The organism is Shewanella metallivivens (genome assembly GCF_028750675.1).
GTDB classification, from domain to species: Bacteria; Pseudomonadota; Gammaproteobacteria; order Enterobacterales; family Shewanellaceae; genus Shewanella; species Shewanella metallivivens.
In genome coordinates this window covers 546,306-566,953 of record NZ_JAQQPZ010000001.1, presented here as the reverse complement: position 1 = coordinate 566,953, position 20,648 = coordinate 546,306, and the positions used below count along the sequence as shown (strand labels likewise).

11 protein-coding genes are annotated in these 20,648 nt (G+C 40.3%); 1 reads left to right on the top strand and 10 read right to left on the bottom strand.

Annotated features, from left to right (window positions below):
- The first annotated feature begins 71 nt into the window (after positions 1 to 71).
- Entirely contained in the window at positions 72 to 821 is a 750-nt protein-coding gene (locus PQR79_RS02410; RefSeq protein WP_238103563.1) for an SDR family oxidoreductase, read from the top strand.
- A 135-nt stretch (positions 822 to 956) separates the two neighbouring features.
- On the opposite strand, the gene PQR79_RS02405 is transcribed toward PQR79_RS02410, so the two are convergent.
- The 10 genes from PQR79_RS02405 to pepN form a co-directional block, all read right to left on the bottom strand.
- Positions 957 to 3,251 (bottom strand): putative bifunctional diguanylate cyclase/phosphodiesterase, encoded by a 2,295-nt coding sequence (locus tag PQR79_RS02405; protein WP_238103562.1) that lies wholly within the window; start codon positions 3,249 to 3,251, stop codon positions 957 to 959.
- 363 nt (positions 3,252 to 3,614) lie between these two features.
- Entirely contained in the window at positions 3,615 to 4,148 is a 534-nt protein-coding gene (locus PQR79_RS02400) for a cell division protein ZapC (RefSeq protein WP_238103561.1), read from the bottom strand.
- Between the two features lie 171 nt (positions 4,149 to 4,319).
- A complete protein-coding gene (gene pyrD, locus PQR79_RS02395; RefSeq protein WP_238103560.1) occupies positions 4,320 to 5,339 on the bottom strand; it encodes a quinone-dependent dihydroorotate dehydrogenase in 1,020 nt (339 codons plus the stop codon).
- 60 nt (positions 5,340 to 5,399) lie between these two features.
- Entirely contained in the window at positions 5,400 to 10,244 is a 4,845-nt protein-coding gene (locus tag PQR79_RS02390) for an NAD-glutamate dehydrogenase (protein ID WP_238103558.1), read from the bottom strand.
- Between the two features lie 326 nt (positions 10,245 to 10,570).
- Complete coding sequence (locus tag PQR79_RS02385; RefSeq protein ID WP_238103557.1) at positions 10,571 to 12,877, bottom strand: efflux RND transporter permease subunit; 2,307 nt, start codon at positions 12,875 to 12,877, stop codon at positions 10,571 to 10,573.
- A gap of 49 nt (positions 12,878 to 12,926) precedes the next feature.
- Entirely contained in the window at positions 12,927 to 13,937 is a 1,011-nt protein-coding gene (locus PQR79_RS02380) for a WD40/YVTN/BNR-like repeat-containing protein (RefSeq protein ID WP_238103556.1), read from the bottom strand.
- Positions 13,938 to 13,986: 49 nt separating this feature from the next.
- Positions 13,987 to 15,351: a DUF1329 domain-containing protein gene (locus tag PQR79_RS02375; RefSeq protein WP_238103555.1), complete on the bottom strand. Its 1,365-nt coding sequence runs from the start codon at positions 15,349 to 15,351 to the stop codon at positions 13,987 to 13,989.
- 13 nt (positions 15,352 to 15,364) lie between these two features.
- Positions 15,365 to 17,413, bottom strand: a complete 2,049-nt coding sequence (locus PQR79_RS02370; RefSeq protein WP_238103554.1) for a DUF1302 domain-containing protein — start codon at positions 17,411 to 17,413, stop codon at positions 15,365 to 15,367.
- 316 nt (positions 17,414 to 17,729) lie between these two features.
- A complete protein-coding gene (locus PQR79_RS02365) occupies positions 17,730 to 17,945 on the bottom strand; it encodes a DUF2835 domain-containing protein (protein WP_238103553.1) in 216 nt (71 codons plus the stop codon).
- A 92-nt stretch (positions 17,946 to 18,037) separates the two neighbouring features.
- Positions 18,038 to 20,599 (bottom strand): aminopeptidase N, encoded by a 2,562-nt coding sequence (gene pepN, locus PQR79_RS02360; protein ID WP_238103552.1) that lies wholly within the window; start codon positions 20,597 to 20,599, stop codon positions 18,038 to 18,040.
- Between the last annotated feature and the right edge of the window lie 49 nt (positions 20,600 to 20,648).

The window sequence follows — 20,648 nt, the reverse complement described above, 5'->3', positions numbered from 1 at the left end:
AGAGTAGAAACAGCCAGCAACACATAAGCCATTATGGATAACCCAATCAAAAACAATAAAAAGAGCATAATATGAAAAGGACAAACATACTGATAACAGGGGCAAGCTCTGGTTTAGGACGCGGCATGGCAATTGAGTTTGCTAAGCAAGATCATAATTTGGCGTTGTGCGCACGCCGGATAGATCGTTTACAAGAATTGAAACAAGAATTACTCAACATCAATCCCAAAATCACTGTATTAATAAAAGCACTAGATGTTAACAACCATCCGCAGGTATTTGAGGTTTTTAGCCAGTTTAAGCAAGAGTTTGGCCAGCTTGACCGTGTAATAGTGAACGCGGGCATGGGTAAAGGGGCATCAATTGGCACTGGATATTTTGAAGCCAACCTACAAACAGCACAAACAAACTTTATCGCTGCTATCGCCCAATGTGAAGCCGCCATGGCAATCTTTCGCGAACAAAACAGCGGCCACCTGGTTACCATTTCGTCAATTAGTGCAGTCCGTGGCTTTAGACGGGCAATGACAGTTTATGCCGCAACTAAAGCGGCGCTATCGTCATTAACAGAAGGGATCCGAATCGATGTGATGGATACTCCTATTAAAGTCAGTTGCATCCACCCTGGGTTTATTCGCACAGAAATTAATGAAAAAGTAAAAAAGGTTCCGTTTATCGTTGATACCGAAACGGGGTGTAAAGCAATGGTCAGTGCAATTCAAAAAGAAAAAGCAACCGCCTATGTTCCCAGTTATCCTTGGGCCATTTTACATTGGGTATTACGAATTGCACCAATAAGCACCATTCGTAAAATGAGTTAATCGATACCATCTACAGAGTTCAACTTAATTAATGAAAGCAGCACGCTTATTGCGCCTTAACACTATCGATGTAATAAGCGTCAATCAATGAGTCACCCCTAGTTATCAACTATAACTGTAAGTTTTATATCAGTATTACTGGTTTTGTTTGATAAGCAGCTGTTCAAAATCAGTGACCGAAAGTGGTTTTGATAACAGGTAACCTTGACCTAAAGTACAACCCGCTTCAATCAGCAATTGCTTTTGCTCTTCAGTTTCAATGCCCTCGGCGATAACTTGCATATTGAGCTTACCTGCCATCACAATAATAGCCTCGCAAAGCGCAGCATCGTTATTGTCAATCGACATATTTTGCACAAAACTTTGGTCGATTTTTAAGTAATCAAACGCAAAATTCTTTAAATAAGAAAAAGAACAATACCCTGTACCAAAATCATCTATAGATATGGTTATCCCCTGTTGACGTAATTTTTCAAGTGCCTCGACGACTTCAACTTGATTGTCCATTAACAAATGTTCGGTAATTTCAATCGATATCGCCTCGCAGGGTATACCTTGTGCAATCAATGAATCAGCCCAAGCTTTAACGAGCTTACCTTCATTTCTGTACTGCACAGGCGAAGTATTAATACTAATAGTTAAGTCTGGACAATACAGCTTACGCCACTTATCAACTTGTTGAGATACCAGTGTGAATATCCATTCACTGATTTCTACGATAAGACCAATCTCTTCAGCAATTGGAATAAATTCCATCGGAGAAATCATGCCTTTTTGTGGATGTTGCCAACGGATTAATGCTTCAGCTTTTGCAATACGATGAGTCTGTAAATCAACAATAGGCTGGTATACCAAATGAAATTGTTTTTGTTCAACCGCGGTGCGAAGATCGTCAATGATTTCCATTCTTTTTAGAAAATCAGTACTCATATTTTCCGTAAAATAGTGAATACTATTACGACCGCGAGTTTTAGCTTGATACATCGCTTGATCCGCATTCGTCATTAACGCATCAATGGTTAAACCATCATTGGGATAACAAGCTAAACCAATACTCGCAGTACAATAAAAATCTTTATGTTCAATGACATAGGGTTGTGCCAGTGTGGTTAATAGTTTTTGTCCGATGTTGTCGATATCTTCAGGAACCGTAGTCCCCACAAAAGCGATGATAAACTCATCTCCTCCCAAACGAGCAACAATATCGTTTTTTCGGATGCTATTTTTTATTCGGCTAGCACACTCAATAAGCACACAATCGCCAGCAGCATGACCTAAAGAATCATTCACATCTTTGAAGTTATCCAAATCAAGCATCGCTATAACCACTTGCTTTTTATCACGTTCGGCATTATCAATCGCGCTAGAAAGGTGCTCATGCAATAAATGTCGATTAGGTAATTGAGTTAGATTATCGAAATTAGCCTGATGCCAAATAATGTTATCTGCCTTGTCTCGTTCGATGGCAATGCGTGTCAAATTGACAAATTGTGCAACTAACTCAGATTGGTTTTCAGTTGGTGTCACAGTGGCATTAAAATAAATCGCAATCGTGCCTATTATATTGCCATTATGGCTAATAATCGGTTCAGACCAACACGACTGCAATTGAGCTTTATGGGCTATCTGCGCCCACGCAGTCCAATTAGGATGTGTCGCAATATCTGTCACAAGGACCCTTACTCCGAGTGCTGCAGCTTCACCACAAGAACCCGCACCTTTTTCAATAGGAATGACGTCAACAGCCTCTTTATAAAATGCAGGCAAGCTGGGCGCGGCAGCTAAGCGTAATTGTGTTCCTGTATCGTCCACTAACGAAATACTGCAGATGGTTCCTGGCAGCTCATTTTCAATGCCTTGTACCACCGCAGATAACACTTTCGTTAATTGACTCGAACTGGCGATTAATTCCAGAATAGTATTTCGAAGCTGGTTTATTTTATCTTTTTCTAATAATTGGCGGTTTTTACGCTGCATAAATAGAGAAAAAATTAATGAAAAAACCCCAGTAACAACAAATGACGCCATAATGAGCGCCAAGGAGAAATGTTCAAAATGTTGGTAAGTTAATCCCGCTGCAATAGAGATTAATAAACTGTTAAGCACACATGCTATCACTGTCGGTAATAGATAAAAGCTGGCAATAATAATAGGAAAAAGCCAAAAAATTAAATCGCTGCCAACAATATGAATCCCAAATAAAATAGTGACATGAGCAATGATGGCAAATAGACCACTAAAAAGCTTAACTTTACTGGTAAACCAAACACCCATAAAAATGAATGATGTTCCACCAACAGCAATGAAATCGACAATAATTCGGAGCTTATTATTCTCGATAATACTTTTAATCAAAAATGGCGACAAAATTAGTATTGCTGCTGCAGTCACAGCAAGTAATATTTTTTCTTCTATCGAGCGATTTTCCATTTTCATGGTCATATTTAAAGGGCGTCTCACGAGAGTTAAACAGTTACATATGCAACATTAACACGTATAAAAAAACATACCTGTACAGAGTTAACATTATCCAATTAAATATCAGAATTTTCTATGTTATACAGCTACTTCTGTAATTTAACTTATTTGTTTTATCACATATTCTCATCTATTGACCATAGTCACAAAGGGATAAAATCAGTATAAACTTACACGAGTCACACATTAATTATAGTGCTAACTGTGTTATGCAGCGAAGTGGTTATGCAAGAGAAAACAAAATGCTGAACGTTATGTTCAGCATTTTAGGGTAGAGTTGAGTCATAAAATACACTTGTGGTCGTCATGTATCCACTATGCTGCAACAACTTGCCGGGCTTTACGTAATGGATGTAAACGGTTGTGCATCACTTTTATGGTATCAAACTGAGATAATGATTTACTGTCTGATAACTGGCATTGTTGAGATAAAATCATCACAGTTGCAGCCTGCAAACCATTATCAATAACAAGCGACAATACCTTAGAATAACCGCACTTTAATTGAAATAGTTTACCGATTTCACAATATACACATTCATCACTTTCATCAAAAAACCAAGATTTTGGCATTTGTGATTGTAATAAAAAGTGGGCGGCAGTGGCATTTAATGCCGTTTGAACAATACCCGCATCAGAAATATGCAGTACTTTTGGCAGCGTTTCGAGCATTTTAATATAAAATTTTGCGTGTTCAATGCTGAATTCAGTTGCAGTTAATGCATCTGGAATGAGGATTTTTGATTTGTATGGGGTTAAGAACTCCATTTCGGAACCCAATGAAATACTCAGTTGCTTGCAAGTCTCATTGTATTCCCAATGCCAGTCCTTATTTGGCATTAATAACATGGCCGTCTGCACCTAAATAAAAATGAACACCTGAGCATAATAGATGAATTTTCACGCAATATCAAAATTTAATTATAAATTATAACATAAGTATCAGGGTGTTAGCGCGATCGGTCGATCAGAAACTCGATCGCGGCATGATTTTTGATCAATAACTTAGCCGTTTAGATGCTATTTTGCACAATATGCATTAACGATCTGATCAATCAACTTAGGCCCTTGATAAATAAAACCTGAATAAATCTGCACCATCGTAGAGCCAGCATCGAATTTAGCCAGTGCATCAGCAGCACTATTGATCCCACCTACACCAATGATCGGGATCTTACCCTGTAAACAGATCGACAATTGTTTGATCACTTCAGTCGATAAATCAGTCAAAGGTTTACCACTTAAGCCGCCCATTTCCTCAGCATGCAATAATCCTGTTACAGCATCACGATTTAATGTGGTATTGGTTGCGATAACACCATCAAATTGATTATTAATTAACGAGTCTGCAATAGCTTGGATTTCTTCACCGGTTAAATCGGGGGCAATTTTTAACGCAACAGGAACATACTTACCGTATTTGTCGGCTAATTCTTTTTGTTTGTGTTTGATTGAACTCAGTAAATCATCTAATAATTCACCGTACTGCATTGCACGTAAACCTGGGGTATTTGGCGATGAAATATTCACAGCGATATAACTGGCGTATTGATACACTTTTTCCATGCAAATAAGGTAATCATCTTTACCCTGCTCTACAGGCGTGTCTTTATTTTTACCAATATTAACACCCACCATAATATCTGATTTTTTAGCAATCAGATTACGCACTAAATTATCAACACCTTTATTATTAAAGCCCATGCGATTGATAATCCCTTTTGCCGGCTTTAATCTAAACAAACGAGGTTGGTCATTACCTGGCTGTGGACGTGGTGTGACAGTACCCACTTCAATATGGCCAAATCCCATCGCGTGAAAAGCATCCATCGACTCGCCATCTTTGTCCATACCTGCAGCAAGTCCAACAGGATTAGGAAATGTAAGCCCCATACATGTCACGGGTGCAGATTTAACATGTTGGCGATAAAAACAATTTAATGGTGTATTTCCGGTCATTCTCAAACTGCCAATAGCGAGATTATGCGCTAGCTCTGGGTCCATCTGAAACATGACTTTTTGTGCGAGTGTGTAAAACATGGTTTCTCCTAGACCTAAAAAAAGCCCCGGCAATCGCCAGGGCTTGTTTACATTATAAGATTACTTCTGACCTTCGCAATGCAAAATCAGTAAGTTCAGTTCTCTTAGGGCGACTGAGAACTTAGCAAATTCATGATTTTGAGAAACTTTAAAGTCAGCAAGCATATGATACCAACGCTCCAGTAATGGTTTATTGAGTGTTATCCATTCATTAATGACACTGTCTGCATCGCAGGTATCGGAACACGTACGTAATACAGCTGAACTTAACGCACGTTGTTGCCAATCTAACTCTTCTCTAAATGCTGCACGAGCAAGTGCTTGCCAATGATTCGCTACCGGTTGAGCACTAATTTGTTCTAAGAACCAATGCAGTTCAACTTTTGCGCCGAGTTTAAAGTATGTTTCAGACACTAACTCAAGCGTTTTGTTTTCAAGTTGTGCAATTTGGGCTATGTCCAACGCAGAGAATAACGTACTCATTTTTGCGACAATTTGAGCAACCGATTCTGGTACATTTTCGTTGGTTAGTGAAGTAATCTCCGCTGAAATGGCAGTCACTTCAGCTTCAATCATATACTGCTCAACGTTGGCTTTAAGCTGTTCAAATACCGGCTTAAAGAATGCAACAGTTTGCTCAATATCATGGGCACGATTTCGGTGACGTATAAACCAGCGACATGCTCGACGCATATTACGACGTAATTGGTGTAACATTTCACCTTGCACATGGGCAGGCACAACACCATTTAAATCTGTAATCGAAGTGGTTAACTCATCAAGGCCAAACACTTCTCGAGCCATAGTATAACAAATTGCAGCTTCTGCAACTGTTGCACCGGTCTCATCTTGCATACGTTGTACAAAATTAAAGCCCATATCATTCACTAATTCATTAGCTAATGAAGTCGCGATAATTTCACCACGCAGTGGATGAGCTGTCATTCTATCGGCATATTTCGCTTGTAACTTTTTAGGGAAATAAGCGACTAGCAATTTACTTAAAAATGCATCTTCAGTGATTTCTGGGGTCACTAATTGCTCTTTAAGTACCATTTTGGCGTAAGCCACTAATACTGACAGTTCTGGACGAGTTAACGCACGGCCATTGGCTAAACGTTCAGCTAAATCATCATCACTCGGTAAAAACTCGAGAGCACGGTCCAATTTACCGTCTTTTTCAAGATATTGAATAAAACGAATTTGCTCTTTAAGCTGTGACACACCATGCACTTGAGTAACCGAAATAGTACGGGTTTGGTCTTTACAGTCTTGAATAACAATGTCGCTCACTTCATCTGTCATGTCTTCAAGTAAACGGTTACGTTGTTTAACGGTTAATTCACCTTCAGCGACTAACGCATTCAAGAAAATCTTGATGTTCACTTCGTTGTCTGAGCAATCAACACCGCCCACGTTATCAACGAAATCGGTGTTCATGCGTCCGCCATTGGCACAGTATTCAATACGGCCTAATTGTGTGCAACCTAGGTTACCACCTTCGCCAATGATTTTGGCACGCACTTCTTTACCGTTGACACGTAATGCATCGTTTGCGCGGTCGCCAACTTCAGCATGTGTTTCTTTACTCGACTTAACATAAGTACCGATACCACCGTTCCAAATCAAATCTACTGGCATTTTCAGCAGTTCTTTCATCAGTTCAGTTGGATTCATGCTGTCTTTATCAGTAGCAAGCATTTGCTTGATTTCTGGTGTCAGCTTAATTGATTTAGCCGAACGTAAGAATATGCCACCACCTTTAGAAATCAGTTTGGTATTGTAGTCTTCCCAGCTTGAACGAGGTAAAGCGAATAAACGCTGACGCTCGATATAACTTTGTTCAATATTGGGTGTGGGATCGATAAAGATATGCATGTGGTTAAACGCAGCAACCAATTGAGTTTGCTCAGATAACAACATACCGTTACCAAATACGTCTCCGGCCATGTCACCAATGGCTAAGCAGCTAAATGGCGTGGTTTGACAATCAACACCAATTTCACGGAAGTGACGTCTTACTGATTCCCAAGCACCACGAGCTGTGATACCCATTTTCTTGTGGTCATACCCATTACTGCCACCAGAGGCAAACGCATCCCCTAACCAGAAGTTGTATTCAATCGCAATGGCGTTTGCGATGTCGGAGAACGTCGCAGTACCTTTGTCTGCAGCAACGACAAGGTAAGCATCATCTTCATCATGACGAACCACATCGACAGGAGGAACCACTTCACCGTTAATAATGTTGTCAGAAATGTCTAATAACGCACGGATAAAAATGCGGTAACATTCTTGACCTTCAGTAAAGAAAGCTTCGCGGCCACCTTCTGTAGGGAGTTGCTTACATACAAAACCCCCTTTTGCGCCAACTGGCACAATCACGGTGTTTTTAACTTGCTGAGCTTTAACAAGGCCTAATACTTCAGTGCGGAAGTCTTCACGGCGATCTGACCAACGTAAACCACCACGAGCCACTTTTCCGCCGCGTAAATGCACACCTTCAACACGGGGTGAATACACGAAGATTTCAAATTTAGGTAATGGCTTAGGCATTTCAGGGATCAACCCTGGCGCAAACTTAAACGAAATATAGTCTTTCGCTGACCCGCCTACGGCAGTTTGATAAAAGTTGGTTCGCAATGTTGCGTTAATTAAATCTAAGTAACGACGAATAATACGGTCATCATCAAGGCTTGAAACGTCATCAAGTTGAATATTTATTTGCTCTAAAAACTTGCTCAAAGTACGCGTTTTGAGTTTAGGATTAAATTTACGGATGAACATTTTCACCAGTAAATCAGCTAATTTTGGATAGCGGCTGAACGTTTCTTCAATGTATGACTGACTGAATGTAGCGTCGATTTGACGCATATACTTGGCATAAGCACGCAAGATAGATACTTCGCGGCCACTTAGGCCTGTCGACAATACCATACGGTTAAAGCCATCATCTTCAAGTTTCTTTTGCCACACTTGTAACAGTGCTGTTTGGAAACGGTCTTGACTGTCGGCAAGGTTCTCAGTGGCAGCACCTTGAACTGTCATTAAGAAGTCCAAAATCCAGAACGTGGCACCGTCGCTCGTTTTCACTTCATAAGGACGTTCATTAATCACACGTAGCCCAAAGTTTTCAAGCATGGGTAAAACGTCAGACAAATGGATAGGCTCGTCTTTATGGAATAATTTTAAGCGAACTTTATTGTCGTTTAACGCTGATTCTTGCGGCTGATAAAACAACATTCCCAATTTATGATCATCATCTAATGCTTCTAAGTGTTGCATATCAACAACGGCTGAACTTGGAAGTACGTCGTCTTTATAACTTGGTGGAAAAGCATTTAAATAGCGTTTCGTTAACCCAGTACCAGCTTGCTCACCCACTTCATTATTCAATGCTGTGTGTAATTTGTCTTCCCATGAGCGAGCGGCTTCGATGAGATTTTTTTCAATTGCAGCCACATCAACATCCATATTGTTATTATCAACTTTGATAATGTAATGAGTCCGAGCCAAGGTTGACTCAGAGAAATAAGTTGTAAACTCGACATCTTCATTACTTTTGAAGTGTTGAGCTAAAATGCGTTGGGTATCTTGACGAAGCTTAGTGTTGTAACGGTCTTTTGAAACATAAACTAAACACGATAAGAAACGGCCAAAACCATCTTTACGTACAAATAATTTTAATTTATCACGGTCCTGTATTTCTAAAACACCATGAGCCATGGCAGCCAGTTCATGATCTTTGGCTTGAATTAACTCATCACGTGGTAAGTTTTCAAGAATATTCATTAACGCTTTGTAATCATGCGAGCGTGGTGTTAACCCTGAATTGTCGAGAATACGTTGTACTTTTTCGCCTAATAGTGGAATTTCACGTGGGCTACGGTTATATAAATTAGATGCATATAAGCCAATGAAACGATCTTCACCAACCACATTACCTTGCTTGTCAAAACGTTTAACACCCACGTAATCAACATAAGCCGGACGATGAACACGGCTTTTAGCAGAGCTTTTGGTTAATACAAGTAGGCTATCATTAAGCGCTTCTTTTCGGGCAGTATCTGATAACGACGATAATAATAACCCACGCTCAGGATGTGAGTGTTTAGAGCGATTCATTAACCCTAAGCTAGATTCAAGATCAGGCACTAATTCAACATCGCCCTCAACACGTTTAAGCTCGTAGTAACGGTACCCCAATAACGTGAAATGGTGCGCGTTTAAATAGTTTAAAAAATCAATAGACTCTTGTAATTCTTCTTTTGCACCTGGAAATGGGCGCGAAGGTAATTGTGTAATAGTATCTGTTAATCTGTCTGTCATTAATTGCCAGTCGTGAACCGACGCGGCAACATCTGCAAGTACCGACTGTATTTCTTTTTCTATCGTTTTAATGTCGGCATCGCTATTTTGTTTATCAATTTCAATCAAAAATACTGCAATACTGCCACTGTCCTCAGTCGCGTCATTTAAAAAAGACACGCCAGAAACAATATTGCTTTCACGGCTTACGGCCAGTGGGGTGTGTAACATCACATGAGCTGTGATGCCCATCCTATTTAACGCCATGGTTAATGAATCAACTAAAAAAGGCATATCGGGTTGAATGATCTCGATAATACTGTGAGTTGACTGCCAACCATGTTTGGCCTGACTTGGGTTAAACACGCGAATATGGGTGTCATTCGGTGCGGTTTTATTAAGCGCATTCCAAAGGCTAACTACAGCTCCATATAAGTCACTGTCATTACGAGCATTAAGATCGTCTTTTGACATATGGGCGTAGAGACAATGAGCAAATTGCTCAACTTGTTTAGCTTGAGAATGAGGGATTTTGGTGTGAATTAGGTTAACTACATTTTCAAGTAGTACTGAAGGCATTGCATCTTTCAAGGCCATGTTGCAGATTCCTTAAGCGTCTATGGCAGCGCTCTTATCATTATATGGATGCTTCGGCTTGTTGATTCAGTCGGTCCGAGTCATTTTAATTATCACGTATACAACTGTTTTGTGTTTAACAAAAGAAACTCATATTTGAGATCTGCAGCAAAGTTTATTACTAAATTGCTGCTATATCGAGGAAAATTTTAGTGGTACAGCCTCTGTTTAATCCTTATCGCGCATAGAAAATCGTTTAAAATGACAATAAAATCGTTTGTACAGACTAACTATGCAAAATAAAAAAGGGAGCTAAGCTCCCTTTTTTATTTAATACTATGTTTTAGTTACTTTTTACGCCAAAACATCGCCGAAAGTGCGGGCAGAATAATAATTGCCCCTAACATATTTACTAAAAACATAAAGGTGAGCAAAATTCCCATGTCCATTTGAAATTTAAGATCGGAGAAAAACCAAGTGCTCACACCAATGGCTAACGTTAACCCGGTAAAAATAACCGCACTCCCACGCTCAACAAGAGCCTCAAAATATGCTTGCTGCACAGGCATACCATTGGTCAGTTTGTTAGACATTGTCGATAAGATATAAATGCCGTAATCGACACCAATCCCTACACCTAATGCAATCACAGGTAACGTGCTTACTGCAAGGCCAATATCAAGTAATGTCATTAACGCTTGAGCTAATGTCGACACCACATACAGAGGGATAATCACAGCAATGGTAGCTTTAAGTGATTTAAAACTAATTAAACACAACACGAACACTGCACCATACACGTAAAGCATCATAGGTAGCTGTGCTTCACTTACCGCTTCATTTGTTGCCGCCATAACGCCGACAGGACCAGAAGCCAGTTTAAATTGAAGACTGTCACTGTTTAATTGTTCAGCCACAGCTTTCACTTTTTTGACAACCACTTCAATCGTTTCTGCTTTGTGATCCTTTAAAAACAAATACACAGGCATGACAGAACAATTACCGTTGAGCAAACCTGAAGTCGTTGGCACTTGCCCTACAGCTTGCACTAAACTAGCGGTCGTGCGCGGTAAGATTTCCCAGCGAGGATTACCCTCGTTAAAGCCCGCATTCACTTTTTTAGCCACCGACGCTAGGCTCGCAGTTGACTCAACCCCAGGGGTATTAGCCACCATCCATTCAAATTGATCTATTTGAGTTAATACTGAATGGTAGGTACAGGCCTCAGGTGTTGCTTCAACAATCACAGTCATAACATCCGTTGTGATTGAGAAATGATCGGTAATAAAGAACGTATCTTGGTTATAACGTGAATCTTGATGTAATGCCGGTGCCCCACCCTGTAAGTCACCAATTTTCATCTTAGAAGACTGTTGAAATCCGATACCATAAAGTACTGCCGTTGAAACTAATACTATGATGGCATATTTGGGTGTTGCAAAATTAGACAGCCAACGCCAAAGGTTTTCAATTTGCTGAGTTTTTTGTGGATTATCAGGTTTTTTAGGTAATTCAAAATATGAAATAACCAACGGTAACAAGACAAGGTTAGTGAGAATAATCACCGCCACACCCAACGACGCTGAAATAGCGAGTTCACGAATAATCCCAATATCAATGGCAAGTAAGGTTAAAAAGCCAACCGTGTCAGATAATAACGCCACACCACCAGGGACTAATAAACTGCGAAATGCTGATGCTGAAGCCGCTTTGGTTGTTTGTCCATCAAGCACTCGACGACGCACAGCATTAATCATCTGTACCCCATGACTCACGCCGATGGCAAACACCAAAAATGGCACCAAAATAGACATGGGGTCTAAACCAAAACCAACGACAGTCAGCAAACCAAGCTGCCAACACACGGCAACTAAACTACAGACTAATGGCAAAATGGTTAACATAATGGATTTAGAAAACAGGTAAACCATGACAGCTGTAATGGCAATCGCGATTAAGAAAAATAGCAGTACGCCTTTCGCACCTTCTGCTACATCACCAGCCATTTTCGCAAAGCCAATAATGTGAATCTTAATTTTATCGTTTTCAAACTTGCCACGCAGTTCTTGCTCTAACTGATTAGCAAACGCAATGGTATCAATTGGTTTGCCCGTTTGCGGGTCAAACTCCATTAATTGAGCAGAAACCATTGCAGAGGTGTAATCGTTGCCAATTAAACGGCCAACAATACCTGCTTTTTCAATGTTATCGCGCACAATCTGCAAACTGTAATCATCATTACGAAAGTCTGCAGGAATGACAGGTCCTCCAGCAAAACCATCTTCGACTACTTCAGTAAATCGAGTTGATGGTGAAAACAGAGATTTAACTTGTGAGCGTTCAACACCTGGAATAAAAAATAATTGATCGTGCACATTCTTCAGTGCATCAAAAAATACGGGGTTAAAAATGTTACCACTCGTGTCTTCTACCGCCACCATAATGCTGTTAGCGCCACCAAAATCTTTTTGGTGTTTGGTGTAGGTTTTCATGTACGAATGATTAAGCGGGATATTTTTACTAAATGCCGCATCCATTTTTAATTGGCTAGCTTGATAGCCTAAAAAAATCGTAATAAAAATAAACGAAATGATGACCCACTTCCGATTGCGGAATAAATGAGATTCAAATCCATTGACCAGTTTTTCTAACATCTTTTCGGCCCTATTATTGTTGTTTTAATTATCCAATCTAACCATAAGGTTAGTTAAGCTGGAACAGTCCTTTAGAACCGGCAAACCATAACTGACCTTTACTGTCCTTAGCAATAGCCACAATGTTTTCACCTTGACGTCGAGCGATAATTTCTGCCTTGGTATCATCAACTGACAATACAATCCCAGCATTTCCCACAAGGTAAAGATCATTATTTTGTGTTACCAATGCACCATTGATTGATGACTCAACAGGTAAATCAACCTGTTGCCAATCAGATAAACTTAAATCTGACTTAAATACATTGCCACGTAACCCCATTACATAAATTTGGTCATCGACTTGTACCGCATTAAACATCGAACCGTCATAGTCAAAATTCACTTTAGTAAATGTTTGACCATCATCATCAGAAACGGCAACCATGCCTAATTCGCCAACCAACAGAAGGCGCCTATCAGCAAGACGAATTAAACGATTAAAGTGAGGTAATAATGCTGCTCGCTCAGATAAATAAAGCTCTTCATCTTCCGCTTTTAAGTCATTTAAGTAACCGATGTCTTCTTCAAATAATAGCTCTTGATGAAATTCATCATTCCATGTTTTACCGCCATCGGTGGTGCGATAAAATAACCCATAAGCCCCGACTGCAATGCCATCATTTTCGGTATAAAAACGAACGTCTAATAAAGGTTTTTCAATTTTGGTCGATTGCATCTGCACCGACCATGTTTCACCGCCATCGTTTGTGTGAATAATGGTGGCATCATGACCTACGGCCCAGCCTTTTAAGTCATCAAAAAAGAACACTTTGGTGAGTTGAGTGATGACGGGTGTCGCCACTTGTTGCCATTGACCGTTTTTGTAAAGCAAAACATTACCGCGTTGCCCTACGGCAACGAGATTGTCACCAGCATTGGCAATATCTAGTAATAAAGAAGATTGAGCTAAAGGTTGAATTTGAACAGTAAGTGGATCGAGTTGGGCATCTACTGAAGCAGTATATAAACATGCACTAATCCCAATCGCCACTGCACCGCGAAGCATGCTAAACGTCATACAAACTTCCTTAACAATGAAGGGGCGCTGAGCGCCCCATTTATGGCTATTAACGAATACCTGCACGTCTTAATGCGTCTGGCGTAAAGTTAGACTCAGAGAGCGACGCATCGAAGTTATACATGCGACCTTCATTGTCTAAACCCATTGCCAAATATCGACGTGATTGGAGATCATGGAACACTTCTAACGTACTCCAATTTGTTAACGCATCATAGTAGTTAATAGTATGTGCAACACCAACACGATATAACTCGTCACGGTTGTCGTACATATCAGTCAACGATACTTGCCAAGAATCTTCGTCAATATAGAAAACACGCGTTTTATAGATGTGACGCATACCGTCTTTCAACGTCGCTTTCACTTCCCATACGCGGTGTTTTTCATAACGTGCATATTCAGGGTTAATATGACCAGGTTTTAAAATTTGGTCATACTTTAATTTGTCTGAATGCAGCTTATAATCATTGTAAGGAATATAAACTTCTTTTTTACCAACAAGTTCCCAGTTATATCGCGAAGGCGAACCGTTGAACATATCAAAGTCATCTGTGGTTCTCAAACCATCAGATACTGTGCCTGGAGTATCAAACGCAACGTTTGGCGCTTTACGAACACGTCGTTGTCCAGTGTTATAGGTCCATGCTTGACGAGGTAATGCCTCTTGGTCCATGGTTTCTTTAACCAATAGCGCAGTACCCGCTAATCGTGCTGGTTGAGTCACAACTTGCTTAAAGTAAAATAACGTATTGGTTTCTTTAAGTTTGTCTAAAGTGATCTCAGGGCGAGTATATTCAAAACGGATTTCTTCAGCATTTTCAACTAAAGTGTATGATCCACTAGATGTAGGAGCCGCTTGGCTACGATACGTTTCTACGTCAACACCACGATAGCGCAAAATGTGATTCCATATCACTTCTAAACCAGAGGCCGGTATTGGGAAAGGCGTGCCAATTGTTGCCCCCGTAATACCGTTACCTTGTGAAACTAATTCAGCATTGACCGCATTACTTTTAGTTGCATCGTATACGTACTGAGGAACCGATGCACTACGACGGGTTTGATACACGTTCATTTTGTAAGTGTCAGGGTAAAGCTCAAACAACTTGTTTTGCCCGGGCGTTAAAAATGCTGCGTACTGTGCTTTGTTAGCATTGGTAATAGTAAATAATACTTTATCTTCAGGGTAAGGATCTGGATGATGCATTCCCTTAGTGTAGCCAGCAACAGGCTTAGTAATACCACCATCCCAAGCCGGGATAGAACCATCGGCATTAGCTGCTTTTTCAGCGCCTAATGGCGTTAAGCTTGTACCTAATTTGTCAGCGTCAGCTTGTGATACTTTCGCCAGCGCAGCAGGTGCACCAAGTGCCATAATCACTGCTGCCGATAATATCGTCAGTTTCTTCATTATAATTATCCTTTTAGATCGAATACTTGACGTTGAAAGAGACATAATCTCTGTCAGCCATTGCATTTGTTGTTCCTACACCACCAAAGAAGTTGTTGTAAGAAAGGTCCGCCCCCCAACGACTTTGATAATCAAAGTTCAAACCAATCGCAACTGACTTTCTGCCCTCGGTAAATAAGAACAATGGATCAGGAGTGATACCATCAACGTCATGTGAGAAAATGACTCGCGGATACATGTTCACCCCAGCAAACACGTTGTTGAAGTCGGCTTTAGCAACGATACGATATCCCCACGCAAAATCTGTTGGGAAAGGATTCGTTTCTGGACCATTATGTAATGCTTCAATGATCCCTGGCATATCTGGATTGCCACCAGAACGTGCTGTGCCAGGACCGCTCAAACGTAACTCATCAAAACCAGGCATATCGTGGATCCAAACACCCCCCACTTCAGCAAGCATGGTTAAGTTATCTAAGCCTAACGTTGGGCCAAATAAATGAGTGAACGTCATTTGAGCCTGAGTCGTGTCACGCGTGATATAGCCATCAACGGTTTCACCAGGATCATAAACATCCATTTGTGAAATACCGTCTAGGTCTTCACGTAAACCAGCATTAGCTAACTGCTGTGGCATTGCAGCAAAGAGCAATTCTACATCATCAATTTGCAATGGTTCGTCAACACGGTGAGCAATTTCACCCGCAACAGATGTGTCACCCACTAAGGTGTTAAAACTGAAACCATATAATTGGATATCTTCAGGATATACGATTTGCGCTTTGGTGAATGTTTCCATGCTTAGCAATAAATCACGGTCAATATTACCGCCACTTGCAGCTAATCGACCGTAATCGCGGCCAATGGCTTCACTGGTAAAGTTAGATGCTGTACCACTGATAATAGGACGACGACTATGGTAGTTCATGTAGTAAAAACCAAATTCGGTTTCGCCCAATTCTGGAGAGTAATACCCCAGTTTAATACCATACTGGCCATCATCACTCGCTTTTGCTGAGTCTTGCGTTAAGGCCACTTTGGTAGAGTATGCTGTCATGTATGCAGCATAGGCAGGGTCAAAGCCACTCGCAGCTGCAGCTTCATATAAACGCGAATATTCAGAAATTAAGAAGTCTTGATTGATATCTGGGTTAGCGTTAAAACCTAACTGCGCATTTTGGTTATAGCCGCCGTAACCGGCAAAGTCATTAGTTGCAAAGTTTGAACCTGGTGTAGGTACCCAAATTTCTTGCCAGTCATATTGGTAGAACGCTTCAACATTGAGGTTCTCTGTGAGCCCTAAAGAAGCCCAGACCATGCCCTGTGGACGAAATGCTTCTTTCAATTCAGCACCAGGAGCATTAAGGATGTTTAAATCTACAGGGTTAATAACACCTATACCATGAGAAATAAGCGTACTTTCACCCCATGATACGACCTGATTACCTACGCGAACACTTAACGGGTTAGCACCATCATTTAAGTCCCAGTTTGCGTAGACAAAAGCGTCGAGCAAACGAATGTCTTTACATTGAACTTCAGACGCTTTGCTGTCTTCACAAGGGTCAAATGTTTCACCTGTAAGTGGATCATTAAAATCATAATCTGCATCGTTTAATTTGCGGTCGTAATAATACATACCACGCAAAAATAAACCATAGTTTTTATATTTTAAAGACAGTTCATGCAGACCTTTAACGATTTCAGATGTGGTATCACCTTTGGCATACAATAAATTACTCAAGTCATTGTTACTTGAGTAAGAACCTGGCTGTTCCCAAATCTCAGCCGAAGTGTACTTAGTTGAACCAAAAGCGCCACCAAAAGCAGAGTATCCAGACCAATCAAATTGCGGTTGATTTACCTTACCAATTTGACCATCCCAGTCACGGTCAGAAACGCGCCAGCTAGCACCAGCGGTCCATGTCGAGTCGAAAGTTCCTCGAACCTCACCCCAATCGAATGAAACTGCTGATGCAGGAGCACTCATACCGAAACATAGTGCCGACACCACCCCCAAAGCGAGTGCCGATTTGTTAAATTTTTTGTTAACAATATTCATTTTAGTTAATCTCCGTAACCTGTTGGATTAGTTGTTATAGGAATTAAAACCAACATCTTGTTAGCCCACAGGCAACACCATTGTTACAGCATTTAACTATATTGAGCAAGGTCAAAAAAAAGAAAATGTTTAAGAAAATTAACGGTGTCTAGCAAAAAATCATGGAAATTTTGGCAGAGATATTTGAATTATTTCAAAGATGAACCATACAAAAAATGAACTATTATTGAAAAAAGTTTATTTTCATGCACTTATAGTTTTTCACTTTGTTAACTTTAACATTACATGAGTCAATCAAACGTTTGAAGTAAATGCTCTATAATTTATTCAGTGATTTAAAACTTCCATCGGAATTTAACACTAATTTAAACTTTCCCTGTACGCCTTGAGAGGTTAAAAATGGTCTAAAATATTTACCATTTATGTGTAACACCCTTGCATATTGATCTCGTACTTCAACTTTTTCTGCAACTCCTTGGTAGTAAGGTAAAAAAGCCTCATAACTCACATTTAATGAAAAATATAATTCCACTGTATTCTCCACAAAAAAGGAGAGCAAGCTCTCCTTTTTATCTGTTGATATAGCCACTTAATGTTGTTAAAAAAGCGCCCGTAACAATACGATTATTCGACTAATGATTTAGTGACTTTTTCGTATAAATCTTTAGATAAATCTGGCAAGTTTTTAAGCTCTTGCAAACACTGTTTCATTAATTGTTGGCGAGATGCATCAAATTTAGCAAATTGGATTAACGGCGTGATCATTCGAGAAGCCACTTGAGGGTTGCTCTTGTTTAATTTAATCAAAATTTGGGTTAAATATCGATACCCCTCACCGTCAGCACGGTGAAATTGATAGGTGTTGCCCGAGGCAAACGCACCAATTAATGAACGCACTCGATTTGGGTTAGAAAAACTAAAACTGTTGTGTTTCGTTAACAGTTTAATTTGCTCAATAACATCGTCAGTATTCATCAACGCCTGTAATGTTAACCATTTATCCATGACCAAAGGGGTTGAATGCCATTTAGATTCAAAGTCGCTCAACAATGCCGGCAAACACGTTAATTGTGCGCTTGTTGCCGCTTTTAAAGCACCAAGACAATCTGTCATATTTTGCGCATTGTAATATTGATTTTCTACCACACTCTCATGCACATCAGACACCTGGCATAACAAACTTAGTGCGACATTTTTAAATGCACGTGCACCTGCATTATCTAAGATACTAAGCTCACGATAACGAGCGAGTAGTTCATCTTCACAAGCCGTAGCTAATTCTTCAACAACAAATTCTCTGGCTTTTTCTAATGCATCTAAATCAACGCTATCAACCTGCTCAATCAATGCCGAAGCCGACGGAATTGACAAGATCTCAGCCACTAACGCTTGGTCAAGATTAACATCGAGTATGATACCTCTAAATGCCTCAATGACACGACTGTCGACGGTCATCACTTGTTGCTGTTGTAATTGAGCAATGTTGTTCCAAATGGTTTGACTGACTAATTGCACAGAGGCTTCCCAGCGTGCAACCTCGCTCGATGCATGACGCATCAAGTGAACCAATTGATCAATAGAAAAATCATAAACCAATTTTACTGGAGCGGAAAAGTCTTGTAACAACGAAACGGTTGGCGCACTGGTTAGCCCATCAAACACAAAAGTCTGGCTCGCTTTAGTCACATCAAGTACTTTATTGACTATCGATTCACCGGCATTGTCGAGTAGTTCGACACTGAATGGAATATGTAAGCTTTGGCCTTTAACGCCGTTAGAGACAACGTGCTGACTAACTGTTAAATGATACTCGCCTTTATCAACATCAAATTTATCTGTTACGGTCACAACAGGCGTGCCAGCTTGGCTGTACCAACGACGGAATAAAGTTAAATCTTTTCCACTAGCATCTTGCATGGCATTGACAAAATCGTCACAAGTCACAGCTTGGCCATCGTGGCGTTCAAAGTAACATTTCATCCCAGCCTGAAAACCTTCTTCGCCCAAAATGGTGTGCATCATACGAATCACTTCAGCACCTTTGTCGTAAACGGTCACTGTATAGAAGTTATTCATTTCTATGACACTTTCTGGACGAATTGGATGCGACATAGGCCCAGCATCTTCAGCAAACTGTTGATTTTTCATCACGCGGATTGCCTGGATACGGTTAACTGCGCGTGAGCCAACGTCTGAACTAAATTCTTGATCGCGAAAAACAGTTAACCCTTCTTTTAGGCTTAACTGAAACCAGTCACGGCAAGTGACACGGTTACCGGTCCAGTTATGGAAATATTCGTGACCTACAACAGATTCGATACCGTGATAGTCATCATCTGTGGCACTGGCTTTATCCGCTAATACATATTTAGTGTTAAATACGTTTAACCCCTTATTCTCCATCGCCCCCATATTGAAGAAGTCGACGGCAACGATCATATAGATATCTAAGTCGTATTCTAAACCGAAGCGAGTTTCATCCCACTTCATGGATTTCTTTAATGACGCCATTGCGTGATCGGCTTTATGTAAGTTGCCTTTGTCAACAAACACTTGCAATTTAACTTCGCGACCTGATTGCGTTGTAAAGCTGTCGTTGAGTAAATCAAAATCGCCCGCCACTAACGCAAATAAATAACTCGGTTTTGGAAATGGGTCATGCCATTTAACAAAATGTCGACCTGAACGAGGCATTTCACCTTTATCAATTAAATTACCGTTGCTCAATAAAAATGGAAATGCAGCTTTATCAGCTTCGATGCGCACAGTATAGATAGCCAGTACATCAGGACGATCTAAAAAATAGGTAATACGGCGAAAGCCTTCAGCCTCACATTGAGTGCAATAGGCCCCATCTGACATATATAAACCTTCAAGACTAGAGTTTGCTTCAGGGTCGAGTAAAGTCACTACTTCTAAATCAAACTCATTGAGTGCTGTGGTAATGAATAATTGATTATCATGTTGACGATAATCAACTGAACTGCCGTTTAGTTTGACTGAGCTTAGCGATATTTGTTCACCATCTAACACCAGTTCATGTTGATGCTGACCATTGCGGATCACTTTACTGGTGGTGGTCACTTTGGTATTTTTACCATCTAAAATGACATTTAGATCAACATGGGTAATCATGAAAGCAGGCTTTGCGTAGTCTTTTAAATGTTTTTCTTGTGCTTGACTCATACTCGATCCTTTTCGAACAAACTCATTTTCACTTAGTGATAGTCAATAT

Coding starts and splice junctions, on each gene's coding strand:
- PQR79_RS02410 (WP_238103563.1), top strand. CDS start 72: ATGAAAAGGACAAACATACTGATAACAGGGGCAAGCTCTGGTTTAGGA.
- PQR79_RS02405 (WP_238103562.1), bottom strand. CDS start 3,251: ATGGAAAATCGCTCGATAGAAGAAAAAATATTACTTGCTGTGACTGCA.
- PQR79_RS02400 (WP_238103561.1), bottom strand. CDS start 4,148: ATGTTATTAATGCCAAATAAGGACTGGCATTGGGAATACAATGAGACT.
- pyrD (WP_238103560.1), bottom strand. CDS start 5,339: ATGTTTTACACACTCGCACAAAAAGTCATGTTTCAGATGGACCCAGAG.
- PQR79_RS02390 (WP_238103558.1), bottom strand. CDS start 10,244: ATGGCCTTGAAAGATGCAATGCCTTCAGTACTACTTGAAAATGTAGTT.
- PQR79_RS02385 (WP_238103557.1), bottom strand. CDS start 12,877: ATGTTAGAAAAACTGGTCAATGGATTTGAATCTCATTTATTCCGCAAT.
- PQR79_RS02380 (WP_238103556.1), bottom strand. CDS start 13,937: ATGACGTTTAGCATGCTTCGCGGTGCAGTGGCGATTGGGATTAGTGCA.
- PQR79_RS02375 (WP_238103555.1), bottom strand. CDS start 15,351: ATGAAGAAACTGACGATATTATCGGCAGCAGTGATTATGGCACTTGGT.
- PQR79_RS02370 (WP_238103554.1), bottom strand. CDS start 17,413: ATGAATATTGTTAACAAAAAATTTAACAAATCGGCACTCGCTTTGGGG.
- pepN (WP_238103552.1), bottom strand. CDS start 20,599: ATGAGTCAAGCACAAGAAAAACATTTAAAAGACTACGCAAAGCCTGCT.